At 45.8% G+C, this 16,852-nt stretch carries 14 protein-coding genes; 10 read left to right on the top strand and 4 right to left on the bottom strand.

Annotation, left to right across the window (positions count from 1 at the left end; translation table 11 throughout):
* Window positions 1–75 precede the first annotated feature (75 nt).
* From Nant_RS16215 to Nant_RS16205, 3 genes are all read left to right on the top strand, one after another.
* The gene (locus Nant_RS16215; RefSeq protein WP_054342691.1) at window positions 76–3,267 is read left to right on the top strand and encodes a mechanosensitive ion channel domain-containing protein; all 3,192 of its coding nucleotides are present in this window, start codon (window positions 76–78) and stop codon (window positions 3,265–3,267) included.
* A 126-nt stretch (window positions 3,268–3,393) separates the two neighbouring features.
* Entirely contained in the window at window positions 3,394–3,807 is a 414-nt protein-coding gene (locus tag Nant_RS16210) for an acyl-CoA thioesterase (RefSeq protein ID WP_054342690.1), read from the top strand.
* A 169-nt stretch (window positions 3,808–3,976) separates the two neighbouring features.
* Window positions 3,977–6,154, top strand: coding sequence for a malate synthase G (locus Nant_RS16205; RefSeq protein WP_054342689.1), 2,178 nt, complete (start codon window positions 3,977–3,979; stop codon window positions 6,152–6,154).
* A 134-nt stretch (window positions 6,155–6,288) separates the two neighbouring features.
* On the opposite strand, the gene Nant_RS16200 is transcribed toward Nant_RS16205, so the two are convergent.
* Together Nant_RS16200 and Nant_RS16195 are read right to left on the bottom strand one after the other, a co-directional pair.
* Window positions 6,289–7,314 carry a succinylglutamate desuccinylase/aspartoacylase family protein gene (locus Nant_RS16200; RefSeq protein WP_054342688.1) on the bottom strand — a complete coding sequence of 342 codons (1,026 nt, stop codon included), beginning with the start codon at window positions 7,312–7,314 and terminating at the stop codon, window positions 6,289–6,291.
* A gap of 108 nt (window positions 7,315–7,422) precedes the next feature.
* Window positions 7,423–7,998 (bottom strand): RNA polymerase sigma factor, encoded by a 576-nt coding sequence (locus tag Nant_RS16195; protein WP_054342687.1) that lies wholly within the window; start codon window positions 7,996–7,998, stop codon window positions 7,423–7,425.
* A 117-nt stretch (window positions 7,999–8,115) separates the two neighbouring features.
* Here Nant_RS16195 and Nant_RS16190 point away from each other — a divergent pair, with 117 nt between their 5' ends.
* Window positions 8,116–8,961 (top strand): LysR family transcriptional regulator, encoded by an 846-nt coding sequence (locus Nant_RS16190; protein WP_054342686.1) that lies wholly within the window; start codon window positions 8,116–8,118, stop codon window positions 8,959–8,961.
* A 76-nt stretch (window positions 8,962–9,037) separates the two neighbouring features.
* Here Nant_RS16190 and Nant_RS16185 read toward each other — a convergent pair whose 3' ends face one another.
* Together Nant_RS16185 and Nant_RS16180 are read right to left on the bottom strand one after the other, a co-directional pair.
* Complete coding sequence (locus Nant_RS16185; RefSeq protein WP_054342685.1) at window positions 9,038–10,204, bottom strand: DUF481 domain-containing protein; 1,167 nt, start codon at window positions 10,202–10,204, stop codon at window positions 9,038–9,040.
* 250 nt (window positions 10,205–10,454) lie between these two features.
* Window positions 10,455–11,003, bottom strand: coding sequence for a DUF6942 family protein (locus tag Nant_RS16180; RefSeq protein WP_054342684.1), 549 nt, complete (start codon window positions 11,001–11,003; stop codon window positions 10,455–10,457).
* Window positions 11,004–11,052: 49 nt separating this feature from the next.
* Between Nant_RS16180 and Nant_RS16175 the strand changes: the two genes are divergently transcribed.
* The 6 genes from Nant_RS16175 (at window position 11,053) to Nant_RS16150 (ending at window position 16,848) form a co-directional block, all read left to right on the top strand.
* A complete protein-coding gene (locus tag Nant_RS16175) occupies window positions 11,053–11,946 on the top strand; it encodes a DMT family transporter (RefSeq protein WP_076495896.1) in 894 nt (297 codons plus the stop codon).
* Window positions 11,947–12,101: 155 nt separating this feature from the next.
* Window positions 12,102–12,308, top strand: coding sequence for a DUF2970 domain-containing protein (locus Nant_RS16170; RefSeq protein WP_054342682.1), 207 nt, complete (start codon window positions 12,102–12,104; stop codon window positions 12,306–12,308).
* Between the two features lie 308 nt (window positions 12,309–12,616).
* Entirely contained in the window at window positions 12,617–13,738 is a 1,122-nt protein-coding gene (gene coxB / locus Nant_RS16165; protein ID WP_238377175.1) for a cytochrome c oxidase subunit II, read from the top strand.
* A 10-nt stretch (window positions 13,739–13,748) separates the two neighbouring features.
* A complete protein-coding gene (gene ctaD / locus Nant_RS16160; protein WP_054342680.1) occupies window positions 13,749–15,329 on the top strand; it encodes a cytochrome c oxidase subunit I in 1,581 nt (526 codons plus the stop codon).
* Window positions 15,330–15,337: 8 nt separating this feature from the next.
* Window positions 15,338–15,970 (top strand): cytochrome c oxidase assembly protein, encoded by a 633-nt coding sequence (locus tag Nant_RS16155; RefSeq protein ID WP_076495895.1) that lies wholly within the window; start codon window positions 15,338–15,340, stop codon window positions 15,968–15,970.
* Window positions 15,967–16,848 (top strand): cytochrome c oxidase subunit 3, encoded by an 882-nt coding sequence (locus Nant_RS16150; protein WP_218640599.1) that lies wholly within the window; start codon window positions 15,967–15,969, stop codon window positions 16,846–16,848. Before Nant_RS16155 ends, Nant_RS16150 begins: the two co-directional genes overlap by 4 nt.
* Window positions 16,849–16,852 lie beyond the last annotated feature (4 nt).

Here is a 16,852-nt window from a genome sequence, read left to right as displayed (position 1 = left end):
CTTTAAATGTTATTACGTCAGAACAACTACTGTTTATAATCGATCATCATCACGTTATCAATTCTCTGGATCTGTATGGCACATATTAGTCGCTTTGTGTTTCTAATTTTTCTCTGCATCAGCCCACTCACGCTCGCGTCAAACCAAGAATCCGTCAGCCTTTATCAACAACGGCTGGATCAACTGTCCGTCGATGAAAATAACCCGGCATCAATGCAACGAAAAGAAACCTATCAACAAATTCTTTTCACCTATAAAGAAGCCGTTCAATTAGAAACGAAGGCCACACAACTCAAGGCAATGCTTAAAAATCAACCTGAGGTGCTGAAGCGCTTAAAGGACAGTCTGCAAACTGAACTCAGTATTATTGACTCTGAGGCATTACAACAAAAGACGGTTCCAGAATTGGAGCAGATGTTAACACTCGGCAAAGCTGAGTATCTTGAAATTGAGCAAGCTAAAGAACAACTGCAAAAGCAGATCAACCAAAGTGATCAGAAGTTAAGTTCTCTTCGTGAGCAGCTGATATCACTCAAGCAAGCAACGGCAACACCTGACAACCAAACGGATAACGAGTGGCTTGATGCTCAATTTGCACTGCGCGCTGCAAAAAACCAGGCGTTAGAATTAGAGGTACTCAGCCTCCCTGGTCAGAATGATCTGAATCGTTTCAGCATGGAAAAAATCAACCGTGATTTGAATCAAAAGCAGGATTACATCAATACCCTGCAAGATACAATACAAACGCAGCGCCGTGCTGAAACAGAACAAACCTTACAAACACTGACCTCTGATAATATCGATGCCGCACAAAATCCGCTTATCAGCAGCCTGGCTGTGGAGACTCAGAGACTGAGTGATACTTTGCGTACAGTCATCGCTACCAGTGAAAAAGCGCTGAAACAACGTCGCCTGCTAGATGCTCAATTAGCAATTGTGAGTCAAAGCTATATTGCTGTCCAACAACAACTAGAGCTCAGCACACAGCCTTTAGGGGTTGAATTACGCAAATTCACACAACGCTTATCCCAACCAGTATCGACCAGTGAAACCCGCAAAAACATTAACCGGTTACGCCTTTTGAATCTGGAAATTACCCGCTCATTATTTAATGCCGAAAATAATGCCGAAAATAACGAATCATCTCTTAGCGAACATGAAGCATCCCAATTAAAACAGTTACGTGAAGACAAACAAAACCTTTCTGCCCGTATCAGAGATGCCAGCAACCAAAGTATTAACGAGCTATCTCAGCTCCTTTCTATTCAGGAACAGGTTAATAAACAGATAAATTTAGGGCGGGAATTAATATCACAACACCTGCTCTGGATTCCCAGCATTTTACCCGTATCAGGACAGTGGTTTACTGAAATCATTCAAGGAATCAAGCCTCTCGCTGCGCTGTTAAAACCTAATAATAATGTTCCTTTCTGGCAACCTGCTAATCTCTGGGTACCTAAAGTCGCTGCCTTATTATTATTGATAGTACTATCGTTTGTGACATATAAGCGCTATTCAAAAAATGCAGAAATCTGGACACAACAAGTCGGGAACGTTATCCACGACCGTTTCAGTCACACCTTTGGCTTATTTGTGATGCCAGCGCTCATCACAGTACCCGTTCCTGCAGCCATCATGATTTTCACGCGAAACGTGATGAATCCTGAGGCATGGAGTCCAGAATCTCTACCGATGATAGCCTTTACCATAGCATCACTATCGTGGACCTATTTAACGTTGTGCATTTGGAACCGTAGTTCAAACGGGTTATTACAAGGACATTTTTCTGTTCCGGAAAAATTATGCAATAAACTTCGTAAACTATTGCACCCATTGTTCTGGCTGAGTCTCCCGTTAATCATATTATTACTGTTCATTGATCAGTCCGATTCTACTGCATTGAGATCAGGCCTTGGTCGCTTAATCTTTCTGGCACTCGCTATTCTTGTGACACTTTTTTGGGCCGCATTAAGGAAGGTCGCACCGCACATTGACCTGATAATCGACAGCCAACATTGGTGGCAGCGTTCTCAACTCTGGCTGACTGGATTGGTTGGTATTCACCTCGTTATTATTGGTGCCGCTCTGCTCGGATACGTCTACACCGGCTCTATTATTATGCTGTTGCTACTGGTTCTTACAGGCATTTTGTACACAACCTTTATCTTCTTCAAACTCGGTAACCGCTGGTTATTAATCGAAGAAAGGTATTTAGCCTTTGAGCGTGCAAAGGCCCGCCGTAATGAAATTTTGGAAGCGCGCGAGAAAAATGAAGACGTACCGCCACTAGAAGAAAACTACATCAACCTGCAATCCATCTCGGATCAGGCGCGTATTCTACTTAAAACAACCACTGTTATTCTCTTGGTTACTTTACTCTGGATGTTATTAAAAAATGCGCTACCGACACTGGACATCTTGGATAATGTGGTTTTATGGAGCCACGATGTCACAACATCAGCCGGCATTATTTCCGAGTCGATAACGCTGAAAAACATTCTGTTTAGCAGCGCATTAATTACTCTGTGTATCTTAGCGGCCTATAACTTACCCGGTTTATTAGAGTTACTGGTCTTACGCCATATGACACTGTCGCCGGGTACGACCTATGCCGTCACTACCATTACCAAATACATTCTGATTGTCATCAGTATATTGGCAGGCACCTCCCAACTGGGACTGGAGTGGTCCAAACTACAATGGCTCATTGCGGCCATGGGTGTGGGTCTTGGTTTTGGTTTGCAGGAAATTGTTGCCAACTTTGTATCAGGCCTGATTATTCTTTTCGAAAAACCGATAAGAATTGGCGATACTATAACCATTGGTGGCTTTTCCGGTACAGTAACGCGTATCCAAATACGAGCCACAACAATTACTGATTGGGACCGTAAAGAGATCATCATTCCCAACAAGAGCTTCGTCACCGATCAATTAATTAACTGGTCTTTAACTGATCCTATTACCCGTCTTGTCATAAAAATAGGAGTCGCTTATGGTTCCGATACGCGTCTCGCTCATAAGCTATTACTCGACGCTGCCAAACAGCATCCCAACGTACTCAAAGACCCTGAACCTTCCGCATACTTCACCACTTTTGGAGCCAGCTCACTGGATCTTGAACTACGTTTATTCGTCAGTACAATGGCGGACCGTCTACCGGTTGCTCATGATATTAACCTGTTAATTGATGATACCTTTAAGGCGCATAACATCGAAATTGCATTCCCACAGTTGGATGTACACTTACACAGAAGCCCAAAAACCTGATACGGCATGATATTCACAAGTACGGAGCCTTCAGCATGTGAAGAGCCCACACACGTGCAGACTCTTCACAAAATAAGTAAACTCCCTTATCTTGTGCAAACATCAGAATAATATCAGGACACAAACATGAGTACCGATACCGGAAAATTAATTTTTAGCTGTGAAATCCCTGTCCGCTGGGGTGATATGGATGCCTATGGCCACGTCAATAATGCCATGTATATGCGCTACATGGAGGAAGCCAGGGTACAGTTACTGGCTAAAATGGGCGCCACAATGAACGGTAATGGAATTGATCCCGTTATTATTAATACGGGTTGTACGTTTATGCGCCCTGTAGTATATCCCGACACATTACGTATTGACTGCTTTGTCAGTGAACCTGGCCGTTCCAGTTTTATGACCCGCTATGAAATCTACAGTGCTTCAGATACGTTAAATCCAGTCAGTAATGGCTATTCAAAAGTAGTCTGGATGGATCATCACACAGGGAAATCAGTTGCGCTGCCTGCCGAGATCCGGATTCAGTTGGAAAACTAATGCTTCCGTTTATAACCCTCATACTTTAGGCGTGCGAGGGGCGACAAGACGGCCTTTTTTAATGTATTTTGCAACGCACCATTCAGCTGAATGAAAGTATATATAAAATAATGACCGGTCATGGTTACCTCGCATCGAGCCGGACCATATACAATGAGGCATTACTACTATGAGTCAAAGAGTACAGGCTGGGAGCCTAAAGGTTGCCCAAGGTCTTTATAATTTTATTAACAATGAAGCTCTTCCTGGCACTGGCATCAGCAATGAACAGTTCTGGTCTGCCATGGACGCCGTTATTCATGACCTGGCACCCCGTAACCGTGAGTTGTTGGTGATACGTGATGACTTTCAGACACAAATTGATCAGTGGCATCTGAGCCATAAAGGCGAGCTATTCAACTTCGCAGAATACAAAACTTTTCTGAAAGAGATCGGCTATCTGATTCCGGAAGGCCCAGACTTTAGCGCGGAAACCACCGATGTCGACCCTGAAATGGCGACCATGGCAGGGCCTCAGCTAGTGGTGCCGGTCATGAATGCCCGGTTTGCACTGAATGCAGCCAATGCGCGCTGGGGTAGCCTCTATGATGGCCTTTACGGAACAGATGCTATTTCAGACGAGGACGGAGCAGCCGCGGGTAGCAGTTATAATCCAGCGCGTGGCGCTAAGACCATCGCATTTGCACGTAACTTTCTTGATGAAGCGGCACCGCTGTCGAATGGATCACATAAAGATTCTGCCGGTTATAGCATCCACAATGGCCAGCTGGTTGTTGTCTTGCGCGACGGTTCAGAAGTGACCTTAACGCAACCCGAAAAACTGCTGGGTTACACCGGCGATGCCGCTAACCCAGACGGTATTCTGCTGAAAAATAACGGCCTGCACTTTGAAGTTCAGATTGATCGAAACAGTCTGATTGGTAAAAGTGACGCGGCAGGCGTCAAAGATATCCTCATGGAATCAGCCCTCACGGCCATCATGGACTGCGAAGATTCCGTGGCAGCCGTTGATGCTGAAGACAAAGTCGTGATCTATCGTAACTGGTTGGGCCTGATGAAAGGCGACCTGACCGAAGAAGTCACCAAAAGCGGCAAAACCTTTACCCGCTCAATGAATCCTGATCGCGAGTACACATCTGTCAATGGCGGCACACTGACGCTTAAAGGCCGCAGCCTGATGTTTGTACGTAATGTTGGCCATCTGATGACGAACAGCGCCATCATCGATAAAGAAGGATTTGAAGTCCCTGAAGGCATTCTGGATGCGATGCTCACCTCGCTGATCTCAGTCCATGATGTCAAATCACTCGGAAAATTCCGCAACACCACAACAGGCTCCATGTATATCGTAAAACCGAAAATGCACGGCCCTGCAGAAGTCGCCTTTTCCAATGAGTTGTTTGGCCGCGTTGAAGATGCATTGGGGCTGGCGCGCTATACCCTGAAAATGGGCATCATGGATGAAGAACGCCGTACCACCGTCAACCTGAAAGAATGTATCCGCGCCGCCAAAGAGCGTGTTGTGTTTATCAACACCGGTTTCCTCGACCGTACCGGTGATGAGATCCACACTTCAATGAAAGCCGGCCCGATGGTCCGTAAAGGTGACATGAAGTCAGCCAAATGGATTGGTGCTTATGAAGACTGGAACGTTGATAACGGCTTGCTGTGTGGCCTGAGTGGCCGTGCCCAGATAGGCAAAGGCATGTGGGCCATTCCTGAACAGATGGCAAATATGCTGGAAGTGAAAATTGCGCATCCCTTATCAGGTGCCAATACTGCATGGGTTCCTTCTCCTACGGCGGCAACACTGCATGCACTGCATTACCATAAAGTAGACGTATTTGCCCGACAGGAAGAGCTGAAAAGCCGTCCTCGCGCTAATCTTGACGACATCCTGACGATACCTGTTGAAACCAATCCACGCTGGACAGCTGAAGAGATTCAGCAAGAACTGGATAACAACGCGCAAGGCCTGCTCGGTTATGTTGTTCGCTGGGTAGATCAGGGAGTTGGGTGTTCTAAAGTGCCTGACATTAATAACGTCGGTCTGATGGAAGATCGCGCAACACTGCGTATTTCCAGCCAGCATATGGCCAATTGGTTACACCATGGCATCTGTTCAAAAGAGCAGGTAATGGAAACCCTCAAGCGTATGGCTGCGATTGTCGATCAGCAGAACGCCAGTGACCCTACCTATTCCGCTATGGCCACTGACTTTGATAACAACATCGCCTTTGCCGCTGCCTGTGAATTAGTATTCGACGGCTGCACTCAGCCAAGTGGATATACAGAACCTGTGTTGCATCGTCGTCGTTTAGAAATAAAAGCGAAGCAGGGTGTCTGAATAACACCCGATAGCGTATCTGAATAAGTATACGCTTATTAATTAAGCCAGCACCGCACAGGTCTGGCTTAATTATTTCTAACGGATGGGACCAGCCATTCTCAATTCTTCCCTCCCAGCCTTACCGAATGATTTTAAGCAGATACAGGTTCATCGGTATGATTAGTATTAAATGATTCTACCTGCTCAGCTACATCCATTACATTGTCAGTAAAGCAGGCGATATGAAACGTTGCATCCCCTTCATAAACAAGCGGCAACTCAAGACGTCCTATCACGACACCTTCCACGGTAGAATAGATCGGATGCTGAGACCCACTAAAGGGGTCATATATATATCCGAGCAACGCCCCTTTTTTGACATGCGCACCTAACGCAATTTTGGTACGCAACATACCACTTTCATGAGCTCGTACCCACAAACTTTTACGTGCAATAAAAGGCTCTGATGTCACAGACCGACTTCTCGATGGCGGTAACATACCCAGCGTACGCATAACATTAATAACACCTGAAACTCCCGCTCTGATTGAGATCTCATCATATCTCAACGCTTCTCCGGCCTCGTACAGTAAGACAGGAATACCTAACGCACTGGTTTCAGCGCGCAGTGATCCATCACGTACCGAAGAGTTAATCAGCACCGGCACACCAAAACTACTAGCGAGCAGACATGTTTCAGGGTCGTCCAGATCGGCACGAATCTGAGGTAAATTTGTACGGTTAACGGCACCCGTATGCAGATCAATACCATGAGTGCATTTAGTAACAATCTCTTCCATAAAAAGATTCGCTAAACGCGCCGCTAACGACCCTCCTTCGGAACCCGGGAAGGAACGGTTTAAGTCTCGTCGATCGGGCAGATAACGGCTCTGCTGTATCAACCCATAGGCATTTACCACGGGAATAGCGATCAGCGTCCCTGACAATTTTGATAATGCTTTCGTTGCCAGCACACGACGGATAATCTCTATCCCATTCAGCTCATCACCATGAATCGCGGCACTCAGGAAAAGTACCGGCCCCTCTTTACGCCCATGAATAATATGTAACGGCATGTTCATAGGGGTATGGCTACTGAGTTTAGGCAATGGCAGATTGATCACGGTACGCGTACCCGGCGCGATCTCAGTATTAGCAATCGTAAGGTATTTTCTCATAGCCTATCCATTCCTTGTGTTCGGGTAACACAGGCATATATTTACGCGAGGCCGTATCATTCTGGTTACCTATATAAAGTATTGTATTCATATACCAGCAGTTTACACCTAGACCGTAGCGTTACTGCTAAATTGTTTTTCAAACAATTCTATCGCTCGATATAGCCGCATTTTTGATGCGCTTAAGCTAATCCCCAAAGTCTGACTGATACCCATAAGCGACAACTCCAGATCAAACCGTAGCATTAATACATCACGCGCATATTCAGGTAGCTGATTCCATGCCTGACGCACGGCATTGACTTGTACCTGCGCATCCTCCTCCTGAAAAAGAGAATACTCTCCATTCTGATCGATAATCGCCGCAACATCATCCACCAACTCATATCGTGACTTTGCAGCAAACAAGCTATAGCACTGATTATCAGCAATAGAAAATAACCAGGTTTTAAAGCTTGAGTCGCCTTTAAAAGCATTCATGTACCGATAACCACGAGAAAGTGTTTCCTGTACCACATCTTCTGCGTCTGCTGTATTTCCCAGACGTGAATAACAACGATGAAGCAACGCCACTTGATGGCGGCCCATTAATTCACTGTAGAGTTGTTCAGCATTGACTGTCTGTCGCTGAATTAAATCAACCAATTCATTATCGGTTAGTGCCTTAATCGCAGATAACTTCATTCCGTTTCCTCCGTAGACCGCCTACTATTGCAATGGAGAAAAGAATTTAGTTAACTACGACTAACAAATCTAACTATAAATTTTTATCATTTATTAAAATATTTTTTATGGATTGCCATGGATCTGGAATTACTCAGAACATTTCTGGAAGTTGCACGCACCCGACATTTCGGACATGCGGCTGAAGCACTGCATCTTACACAAGCAGCCGTCAGCGCCCGGATCAAATTACTGGAGTCTCACTTAGGCGTGCAACTGTTCGACCGATTGAAACGCGATATCAAACTAACCCCCGAAGGCAACCGCCTGACCCGCCATGCAGATATGCTGTTATCCGAATGGCGTAAAGCACGCCAGGATGTCTCGGCAGGTGGAGCAAACCAACAAATTTCTATTGGCGGAAGCCTGAGGTTATGGGATGTGTTGCTTCAGCCATGGCTGCATACATTGCGCACTCATTTGCCTGATATTGCGCTTATTGCTGAGTCCCATACCCCCGAAGTGCTCACTCGACGCTTATTAGATGGCATTTTGGATGTCGCTTTTATGCTTGAGCCCGCACATCTGGATGTACTTCAAATTCAACAAATCTTTGTGCTGGAACTGGACTTGGTTTCTTCTTCGCCTAACTGTTCGGTAGCGGAAGCGATGAGCGCTCATTATTTGATGGTGGACTGGGGGCTGGCACATTCTCTCACCCATAAGCGTTTATTTCCTGATATTCCAGAACCCCGCACACGCTTAGGCACCGCTAAAATGGCTATCTCTTACCTTCAAACATTAGGCGGAAGTGCATACTTACCAAAGCAAGCGATTCAACACGAACTTTCCACCGGACTACTCTATTGCGTACCTGACGCCCCTACTATAAGACATCCGGCATACGCGGTTTTTCCTGTGCGAGGAGCACGTAACACTCTGATCCAGGAAATACTTCCATTTTTTAACGAAGATAACGCTTAATCTTTTTAATATACGCACACTATAAAAAACGCCCCTGCAAAGCAGAGGCGTAAGATCAAGGGGAGATCAGTAATGATTACTTCAGACGGTAAGTGAGACCCATAACCAAGCTTTTATCCAGCTTGTCGTTATTGTTGCCATTGATACCATCTTCAAGGTTTGTCAACGCACCAGTCACTGAAAAACTCAGCGCATTAGAGATGTAATAACGGTAAGTCGAAGCCAAAACATTGGTAGTCACATCATTTGTAGACTCGTTATCAAGGTAGTCCAGCACCCAAGAGTTTTCCCAGTCTACACGGTCAGTCATTTCATACGTCAAAGACATCTCGTTACGGATGCGATAACTATCATCATCGTCATCCAATACAGCCGTAAAGATAGCTTCGTTGGAGAACTGAGTCGCATTGTTCAATGGCATGTGATATTCAGCACCAAGTTCCAGCGCTGGTTTACCATCAGAACCATCATAATCAGACAATACAGCACCCACACCGGCACGTACCAACCAGCCATATTTACGCGTAGAAATACGCTCATTCAACAAGATATCGTACGACTTAATCGCGCCTTGTACACCCAAATTTCCACCCAGAGCGTTTTCAATATCCTGGATCCAGGTCATTTCATAATCTTCTGCACCGTACTTAGCACGGTACTCATCTTCGCGAGCTATGACATTTGCAATAGCCTGATAAACAGCTTTAGAAGGCGCTTGTGCCAGAATGTTACGTGCAGTCAATGCTTCAACCAGACGGATAGATTTTGCCATCGGCGTTGCAACAACTACACGCCCATAACCAATACCCACAGTTGCTTTGGTGTACGGATCTTCCATATCTTTTTGCAGACCCAACTCACCCTTACCATACCAGAATGCACCGTTACTGTTTGGTTCGAAATAGTTATCCAACGTCACAGAACCTGTTGCATTATATTGCGTAAAGGTTGGATCATTAGCATTACCGCCACGATATTTTGATGTATAACCAGAAAAATCTATCTTAGTATTTCTATCCGGCGAAGAAAGCACCTTTTCATAATCTAAGTTCAGATCAAGATCATAACTTGTCTGATCCTGATTACCGCTTTGCAGGTTAAAGTCTGCATTAATGTATGCATCTTCGTATGCAGATGTGGCGTCTTCATAGTCAAACAAAGAAACATTTTCAGCGATAGCCATTGAAGCATTACTACCAGCAACCACTGTAGCAATAACATATGCCAATTTATTCAATTTCATCTATTTACCCCTTCAAAATATGAAGATTCATATACATATTAAACCTCATCCATACTAAGCTCGGATGAGTCACTTATATAATTAGACTAAGGCCATAACTGGAAAGTCACATCTTGAATGTTGATAACTTAATATTTTTTAAAATATTTGAAAATCAAATAGATAGAATATATTTTCACGGACTTTTGTTAAGAAAAAGAGGTGTCTCAAAAATACATCAAAAGTTTATTAAAAATTCATTAAAAGCTTATTAAAGCGTTGCTTTAATCAAATAGTTACGAGCAATTTCAATCAAGCTATTGGGAAATTGCCTGTAATCTAAGTACGGCATACAGATCATATTATCTTTTACCCACAATCGCTGTTGTGGGTCCAGCGGTTGGAATTCCTCCAGATTTACTCCCAAACGATCCCACGTGGATTTTCCAGAAATCAGATGTATTTTCACCGTTGTATTGCCTATTACATCGCCCGTTTCATTACGCGTTTCATGAAGCATTTCATGAAGAGCATCGCCAAAGTAAATCGCTTCCTTTTCCTGCAGAAGAAAACCATCCCGGTAACCACGCCAATCATCTGAAGGCGACACGAGTTTGGCAAAAATCGTGAATATTTTTCGCCAGTGATTTCCATTTAGCGCGATCAAATCGGGAATCATTAACCGCTCGCCATACAGTATGTCAGCAGGTAACATCGGCCGGTTTTCTGTATAGAGTATAATGTCAGCAGTGACAGCTCCTAGGTAGTTGAATTCACAGTCATTTGTTACTCTATTTTTCTGACTGGTATTTGCATACATACTCAGCTAACCTCCCTCTCTTTATAACATTGATAACAAGGTCACTTTTTTGACACAGGCAAACCATAAAAAAGGCATGCAAATTGCCGCTGGCGGTGTTCTTGTTCTCAGTTTCGACGCCATGTTGATCAGACTTTCAGGGGTCTCATCATGGGATGTTATTTTTTGGCGAGGCTGGTTAATCTGCCTTTCTTTTAGCGCTCTGATGCTACTGAATCGTAAACAAACGTACCTGCCAGAGAGTTATAAACACGGGCTCGCCGCCGTTGTTATCGCACTATTATTTGGCCTGAACACAGTACTTTTTGTCTATTCGATAGGCCATACCAGCACCGCTAATACGGTGGTCATACTCGCTAGCTCGCCGCTTTTTGCAGCGATATTTTCACGACTATTTTTACGCGAACCGATCAAGCGCCGTGTATTGCTAACCATAGTCCTCGCCTTTACTGGTGTTGTCACTATCTTTGCAGGCTCCTTTAACGGCAGCCACTGGCAGGGAGATATAGCAGCGCTTGTTACTGCCGCTTCGATGGGGGCGGCATTCACCTTATTAAGGCGCTTCGATACGCTACCCTTGCTACCTATCATCGCCGCCTCAGGCGCATTCGCTGGTATTTTTGCAACCTTTCAAGCAGAGCCTCTGACATTACCCGCAAACAGCTATTTCTGGCTGGGTATTATGGGCCTGGTTCAGATGCCGTTGGCTACCTGGTTGCTCATGCAGGCTCCTCGATATATTCCTTCGGCAGAAGTCAGTTTATTCTTGATGATCGAGACTATTCTGGGACCAGTTTGGGTCTGGTTAGCGGTGGGGGAAGCTACGCCCGAAAGAACATTATTGGGTGGCATGATTATTCTGACGGCTCTCCTTTCTAATACGCTGGCCGCACTGTACGAACAAAAAAAAATACGAAACCGCGAATTCAGCTCACCACGTTAATTCAGCGCTATCTCTATCGGAAGTTTTATCTGCCAGCTTAAGCATTAGAGCGAGTCATAACTTTACAGCTATTGCTTTCAGTCTTTCTTTGCGTATTAATTAGAGTGAAAGTGTTCATGAGAGCATGTAGCCCAGCACCTACGCGGAGGTTATCTATGTCGCAACGACGTCCCTCACTCTGGCAGATGTTATTAAGCGTTCTGGCTGCCATGATTGGTGTGCAGTCAGAAAAGAATCATGAACGCGATTTCAGCAAAGGCAGGCTATGGCCTTTTGTTTTTTTAGGTCTTATAACTTTGATAGTTTTCATTATAGCCGTCATCTTTCTGACCCGATGGGCATTATCGATAGCGGGCGTTTGATAGATTTTAATGCTTAATTAACGCCTTTATTGTTATTTTTATGAATTTTAAGCGATTTTATAAATTTCATAATTTCTTGCATTGACTTCTTATAATACTTGACTGCTATACTGAGCCTTCCAAACGGATGAATAATAACAATAGATGGGATGGAGCTTGGGTCATTAGTACCTATTCGAAACCCGTCACTACCGACGATGCAGAAGTTACAGCGTTAACCTGCCAGACAAGACAGACAGAACGCTGATATACAGCGCCTTTAGTGGACAGATTTCGTACAGGCTAGTACCCGATAAGGGGAACCTGTGATGAAAGCAGCACTGATTCTGTTACTCGTATCAGCGAGTAACGTTCCATATGCTCGGGCAGAATGGCAGCTCAACATGCGCCGTGGTGTCACCGACATAAGCCACTCGATTTTCGACCTGCATATGCTGATTTTTTGGGTCTGTGTAGCGATTGCCGTCGTGGTATTTGGCGTCATGTTCTGGTCGATTTTCCATCACCGTAAATCCCGTGGCGCTAAAGCCCATAACTTCCATGAAAATACCCTCGTTGAAATTATCTGGACGCTGGCTCCTTTTGCGATACTCATCGCCATGGCTATTCCTGCTACTGCCACACTGGTCAAAATGTATGATCCCTCAGATGCCGATTTGGATATACAGGTAACCGGTTATCAATGGAAATGGCGTTATCAGTACCTCGGCCAAGAGGTCGATTTCTTTTCTAATACCATCACACCCTCCGAGCAGATCAACAATCAAGCCCCCAAAAGTGAACACTACTTACTGGAAGTGGATAACCCTCTGGTTATTCCTGCCGGTAAGAAAATACGCTTTTTAATCACCTCTGTGGATGTTATCCACAGCTGGTGGGTACCTGATTTCGCCGTTAAAAAAGATGCCATTCCTGGTTTTATCAATGAGTCTTGGACCAATGTACCTGAACCCGGCATTTATCGCGGCCAGTGCACTGAACTCTGCGGTAAGAACCACGGATTTATGCCGATTGTCGTCGATGTAAGGACGCCAGCCGACTACGAACTATGGCTGGCGCAAATGAAAAACAGGAAAGCCGAAGAACAGTCTTCCGCTCAGCAAAGTATGAGCATGGAGGCGCTCATGGAGAAAGGAGAAGCTGTCTATATCAGCAGCTGCGCAGCCTGCCACCAACTCAACGGCGAAGGCATCCCCAACGTCTTTCCTGCACTCAACGGCAGCCTGATCGCCACCGGAGATATCAGCCAACATATTGATCTTGTTCTGAATGGCAAAACCGGTACCGCCATGCAGGCATTCCGCGAACAGCTCAGTGCCGTCGATCTGGCTGCCGTCATTACATATGAACGTAATGCCTGGAACAACAACACGGGTGACAAGGTTGAACCTGCCGCCATCGATGAGCTCAAAATGGCGGCTAAACAGTAGGAAGCTGATGATGAATACTATGACCAAAGTTTCACATACAGAACATCACGGCCCGGCAAGTGGCTTGGGGCGCTGGTTTTTCACCACCAATCATAAAGATATTGGCACACTGTATCTATGGTTTAGCTTCACCATGTTTTTAATCGGTGGCTGTATGGCACTGATGATCAGAGCGGAGCTGTTTCAACCAGGCCTGCAACTTATTCAACCTGAATTTTTTAATCAAATGACGACCATGCATGGCCTGATTATGGTATTTGGTGCGGTGATGCCCGCCTTTGTCGGTCTGGCCAACTGGATGCTGCCGATAATGGTAGGTGCGCCAGACATGGCGCTACCTCGTATGAACAACTGGAGTTTTTGGATTCTACCCTTCGCTTTTGCCATGATGTTAAGCACGTTCTTTATGGACGGCGGCGCGCCTAATTTTGGCTGGACCTTTTATGCGCCGCTCTCCACGACTTATGCGCCACCGAGTGTCACTTACTTCATTTTCGCGGTACATATGATGGGCATCAGTTCCATTATGGGCGCGATCAATATTATCGCGACCATCCTCAACATGCGGGCACCCGGCATGACCATGATGAAACTTCCGTTGTTCGTCTGGACGTGGCTGATCACCGCTTTTTTATTGATTGCTGTGATGCCGGTGCTAGCGGGTGTCGTCACCATGATGCTGACGGATATTCACTTTGGCACCAGCTTCTTCAACGCTGCCGGGGGTGGCGATCCGGTATTATTCCAGCATGTTTTCTGGTTCTTTGGCCACCCGGAAGTCTACATTATGATTTTGCCCGCGTTCGGGATCGTCAGCGAGATTATTCCCACCTTTGCACGCAAGCGGCTATTCGGCTACAGCTCCATGGTCTATGCCACATCGTCCATCGCATTTCTCTCTTTTATCGTATGGGTACACCATATGTTTACCGTGGGCTTGCCACTGATGGGCGAGTTATTCTTTATGTATGCCACGATGCTAATTGCCGTGCCGACCGGCGTTAAGGTTTTTAACTGGGTCGCAACAATGTTCCGCGGTTCCATGACCTTTGAAACGCCCATGCTGTTTGCCATTGCGTTTGTGGTGCTATTCACCATAGGGGGGCTCTCCGGTCTGATGCTGGCGATTGCTCCCGCCGATTTTCAGTACCATGACACCTATTTTGTAGTCGCGCATTTTCATTATGTACTGGTACCCGGCGCCGTGTTTGCCATTATGGCGGGGGTGTATTATTGGCTACCTAAATGGACCGGGCATTACTATCCGGAAACGCTGGGAAAAGTACATTTCTGGTGTAGTTTTATTGGTGTGAACCTTACCTTTTTTCCGATGCATTTTATCGGACTCGCCGGCATGCCGCGTCGTGTTCCGGATTATGCGCTGCAATTTGCAGACTTTAATATGGTCGCGTCCATCGGCGCTTTCATTTTTGGTTTTTCACAACTGATTTTTTTAGTAGTTGTCATCAAAACCATCCGTGGCGGCAGCCCCGCTACAGCCGAAGTATGGGATGAACCGCACGGCTTAGAATGGACAATTCCTTCACCCGCCCCCTATCACACTTTTTCCACCCCTCCTGAAGTGAAGTAGGCACTCTCATGAATAACGCCAACCGAACCCATAAAAAGAATCGCTCCATCTTACGGACACTGTTACTGGCGAGCGTATTGATGTTTGGGTTCGGCTTCGCATTGGTACCTCTGTATGACGTTTTTTGCCGTATCACCGGACTCAACGGTAAGGTTACTAATACCGGGCCTTATACCCCTGCTGGTAGCGATACCAGCCGCCATATCCGCGTACAGATGATCGCCGTTAATAACGAATCAATGCCATGGGAGTTCAAAGCACTTACGCCCATGGTTAGCGTCTACCCCGGCGAAAGCAAACAGGCGGCTTATCTTGCTTATAACCCAACATCACAACGCATGGTGGCACAGGCAATACCCTCAATCTCACCGTCAGAAGCGGCTCAATACTTACATAAAGTCAATTGTTTCTGCTTCGACCAGCAGCCATTAAATAGCCTAGAATCGCGCGAGATGCCGTTGCTGTTTGTTATCGACCCGGAACTACCTGATCACATCAGCACAATTACATTGTCTTACACGTTATTCGATATTACCTCGACACAGGCCACCTCAACACCATCCACTTCAACGCAAGCCAACACATCCACGCCCGTCACTGATTCATCCCAACCTAATAATATCGGGAGGAACACATTATGAGTCACGAGACTTACTATGTCCCCGCTCAAAGCCGCTGGCCCATCCTGGCCTCTATTGCACTATTCCTGCTGGCTTATGGTGCAGGCACCCTGATTAACGGACTTAAGACCGAGACGGGAAACATCGGATTAGTACTGGTACTGTCCGGCACGTTGATGATGGCACTGATTCTGTTTGGCTGGTTTCGTCATATTATTAACGAGAGCATGGAGGGAAAATTCAGCCCACAGGCAGATTTGTCTTTTCGTTGGGGTATGAGCTGGTTTATTTTTTCTGAAATCATGTTCTTCATCGCTTTTTTCGGCGCTCTTTTTTATGTACGAACGCTCGCGGTTCCGTGGCTCGGGGGTGAAGGTGAAAAAGGTGTCAGCAATATGCTGTGGGAAGGTTTTGTAGCTGAATGGCCCTTACTGACCACCCCGGATATGCAGCAATTCCCGGGGGCTAAGGCGGTTATCGATCCTTGGCATCTCCCGCTGATTAATACGGCCATTCTAATATCTTCCAGTTTCACCATTACACTGGCTCACCATGCATTAAAAGCAGAGCGACGCACAGCCATCGTGCTTTGGCAGGGTTTAACCATTTTATTAGGTATTACCTTTTTATCGCTGCAAGTCATCGAATATGCAGAAGCGTATCAAGAGCTAGGCCTCACGTTGCATTCCGGGGTCTACGGTGCCACTTTTTTCATGCTGACCGGCTTCCATGGCCTGCATGTCACCATGGGCACGCTGATGCTGATTATTACCTGGCTACGCGTTCTTAAAGGGCACTTCACACCTGACAACCATTTTGGATTTGAAGCAGTTGCTTGGTATTGGCACTTTGTCGATGTGGTGTGGGTGGGGTTATTCCTATTTGTTTACGTATTTTAAGAGA

The organism is Neptunomonas antarctica (assembly GCF_001305295.1).
Lineage (GTDB): Bacteria > Pseudomonadota > Gammaproteobacteria > Pseudomonadales > Balneatricaceae > Neptunomonas > Neptunomonas antarctica.
The sequence above is the reverse complement of the archived record's forward strand: the minus strand, read 5'-3'. Positions and strand labels throughout refer to the sequence as shown.

Excerpts from the sequence above, each read along its gene's own strand:
- Nant_RS16185 (WP_054342685.1), bottom strand. The coding sequence starts at position 10,204 with ATGAAATTGAATAAATTGGCATATGTTATTGCTACAGTGGTTGCTGGT.
- Nant_RS16215 (WP_054342691.1), top strand. The coding sequence starts at position 76 with ATGGCACATATTAGTCGCTTTGTGTTTCTAATTTTTCTCTGCATCAGC.
- Nant_RS16155 (WP_076495895.1), top strand. The coding sequence starts at position 15,338 with ATGAATAACGCCAACCGAACCCATAAAAAGAATCGCTCCATCTTACGG.
- coxB (WP_238377175.1), top strand. The coding sequence starts at position 12,617 with ATGAAAGCAGCACTGATTCTGTTACTCGTATCAGCGAGTAACGTTCCA.
- Nant_RS16180 (WP_054342684.1), bottom strand. The coding sequence starts at position 11,003 with ATGTATGCAAATACCAGTCAGAAAAATAGAGTAACAAATGACTGTGAA.
- Nant_RS16200 (WP_054342688.1), bottom strand. The coding sequence starts at position 7,314 with ATGAGAAAATACCTTACGATTGCTAATACTGAGATCGCGCCGGGTACG.
- Nant_RS16210 (WP_054342690.1), top strand. The coding sequence starts at position 3,394 with ATGAGTACCGATACCGGAAAATTAATTTTTAGCTGTGAAATCCCTGTC.
- ctaD (WP_054342680.1), top strand. The coding sequence starts at position 13,749 with ATGAATACTATGACCAAAGTTTCACATACAGAACATCACGGCCCGGCA.
- Nant_RS16195 (WP_054342687.1), bottom strand. The coding sequence starts at position 7,998 with ATGAAGTTATCTGCGATTAAGGCACTAACCGATAATGAATTGGTTGAT.
- Nant_RS16190 (WP_054342686.1), top strand. The coding sequence starts at position 8,116 with ATGGATCTGGAATTACTCAGAACATTTCTGGAAGTTGCACGCACCCGA.
- Nant_RS16170 (WP_054342682.1), top strand. The coding sequence starts at position 12,102 with ATGTCGCAACGACGTCCCTCACTCTGGCAGATGTTATTAAGCGTTCTG.
- Nant_RS16205 (WP_054342689.1), top strand. The coding sequence starts at position 3,977 with ATGAGTCAAAGAGTACAGGCTGGGAGCCTAAAGGTTGCCCAAGGTCTT.
- Nant_RS16150 (WP_218640599.1), top strand. The coding sequence starts at position 15,967 with ATGAGTCACGAGACTTACTATGTCCCCGCTCAAAGCCGCTGGCCCATC.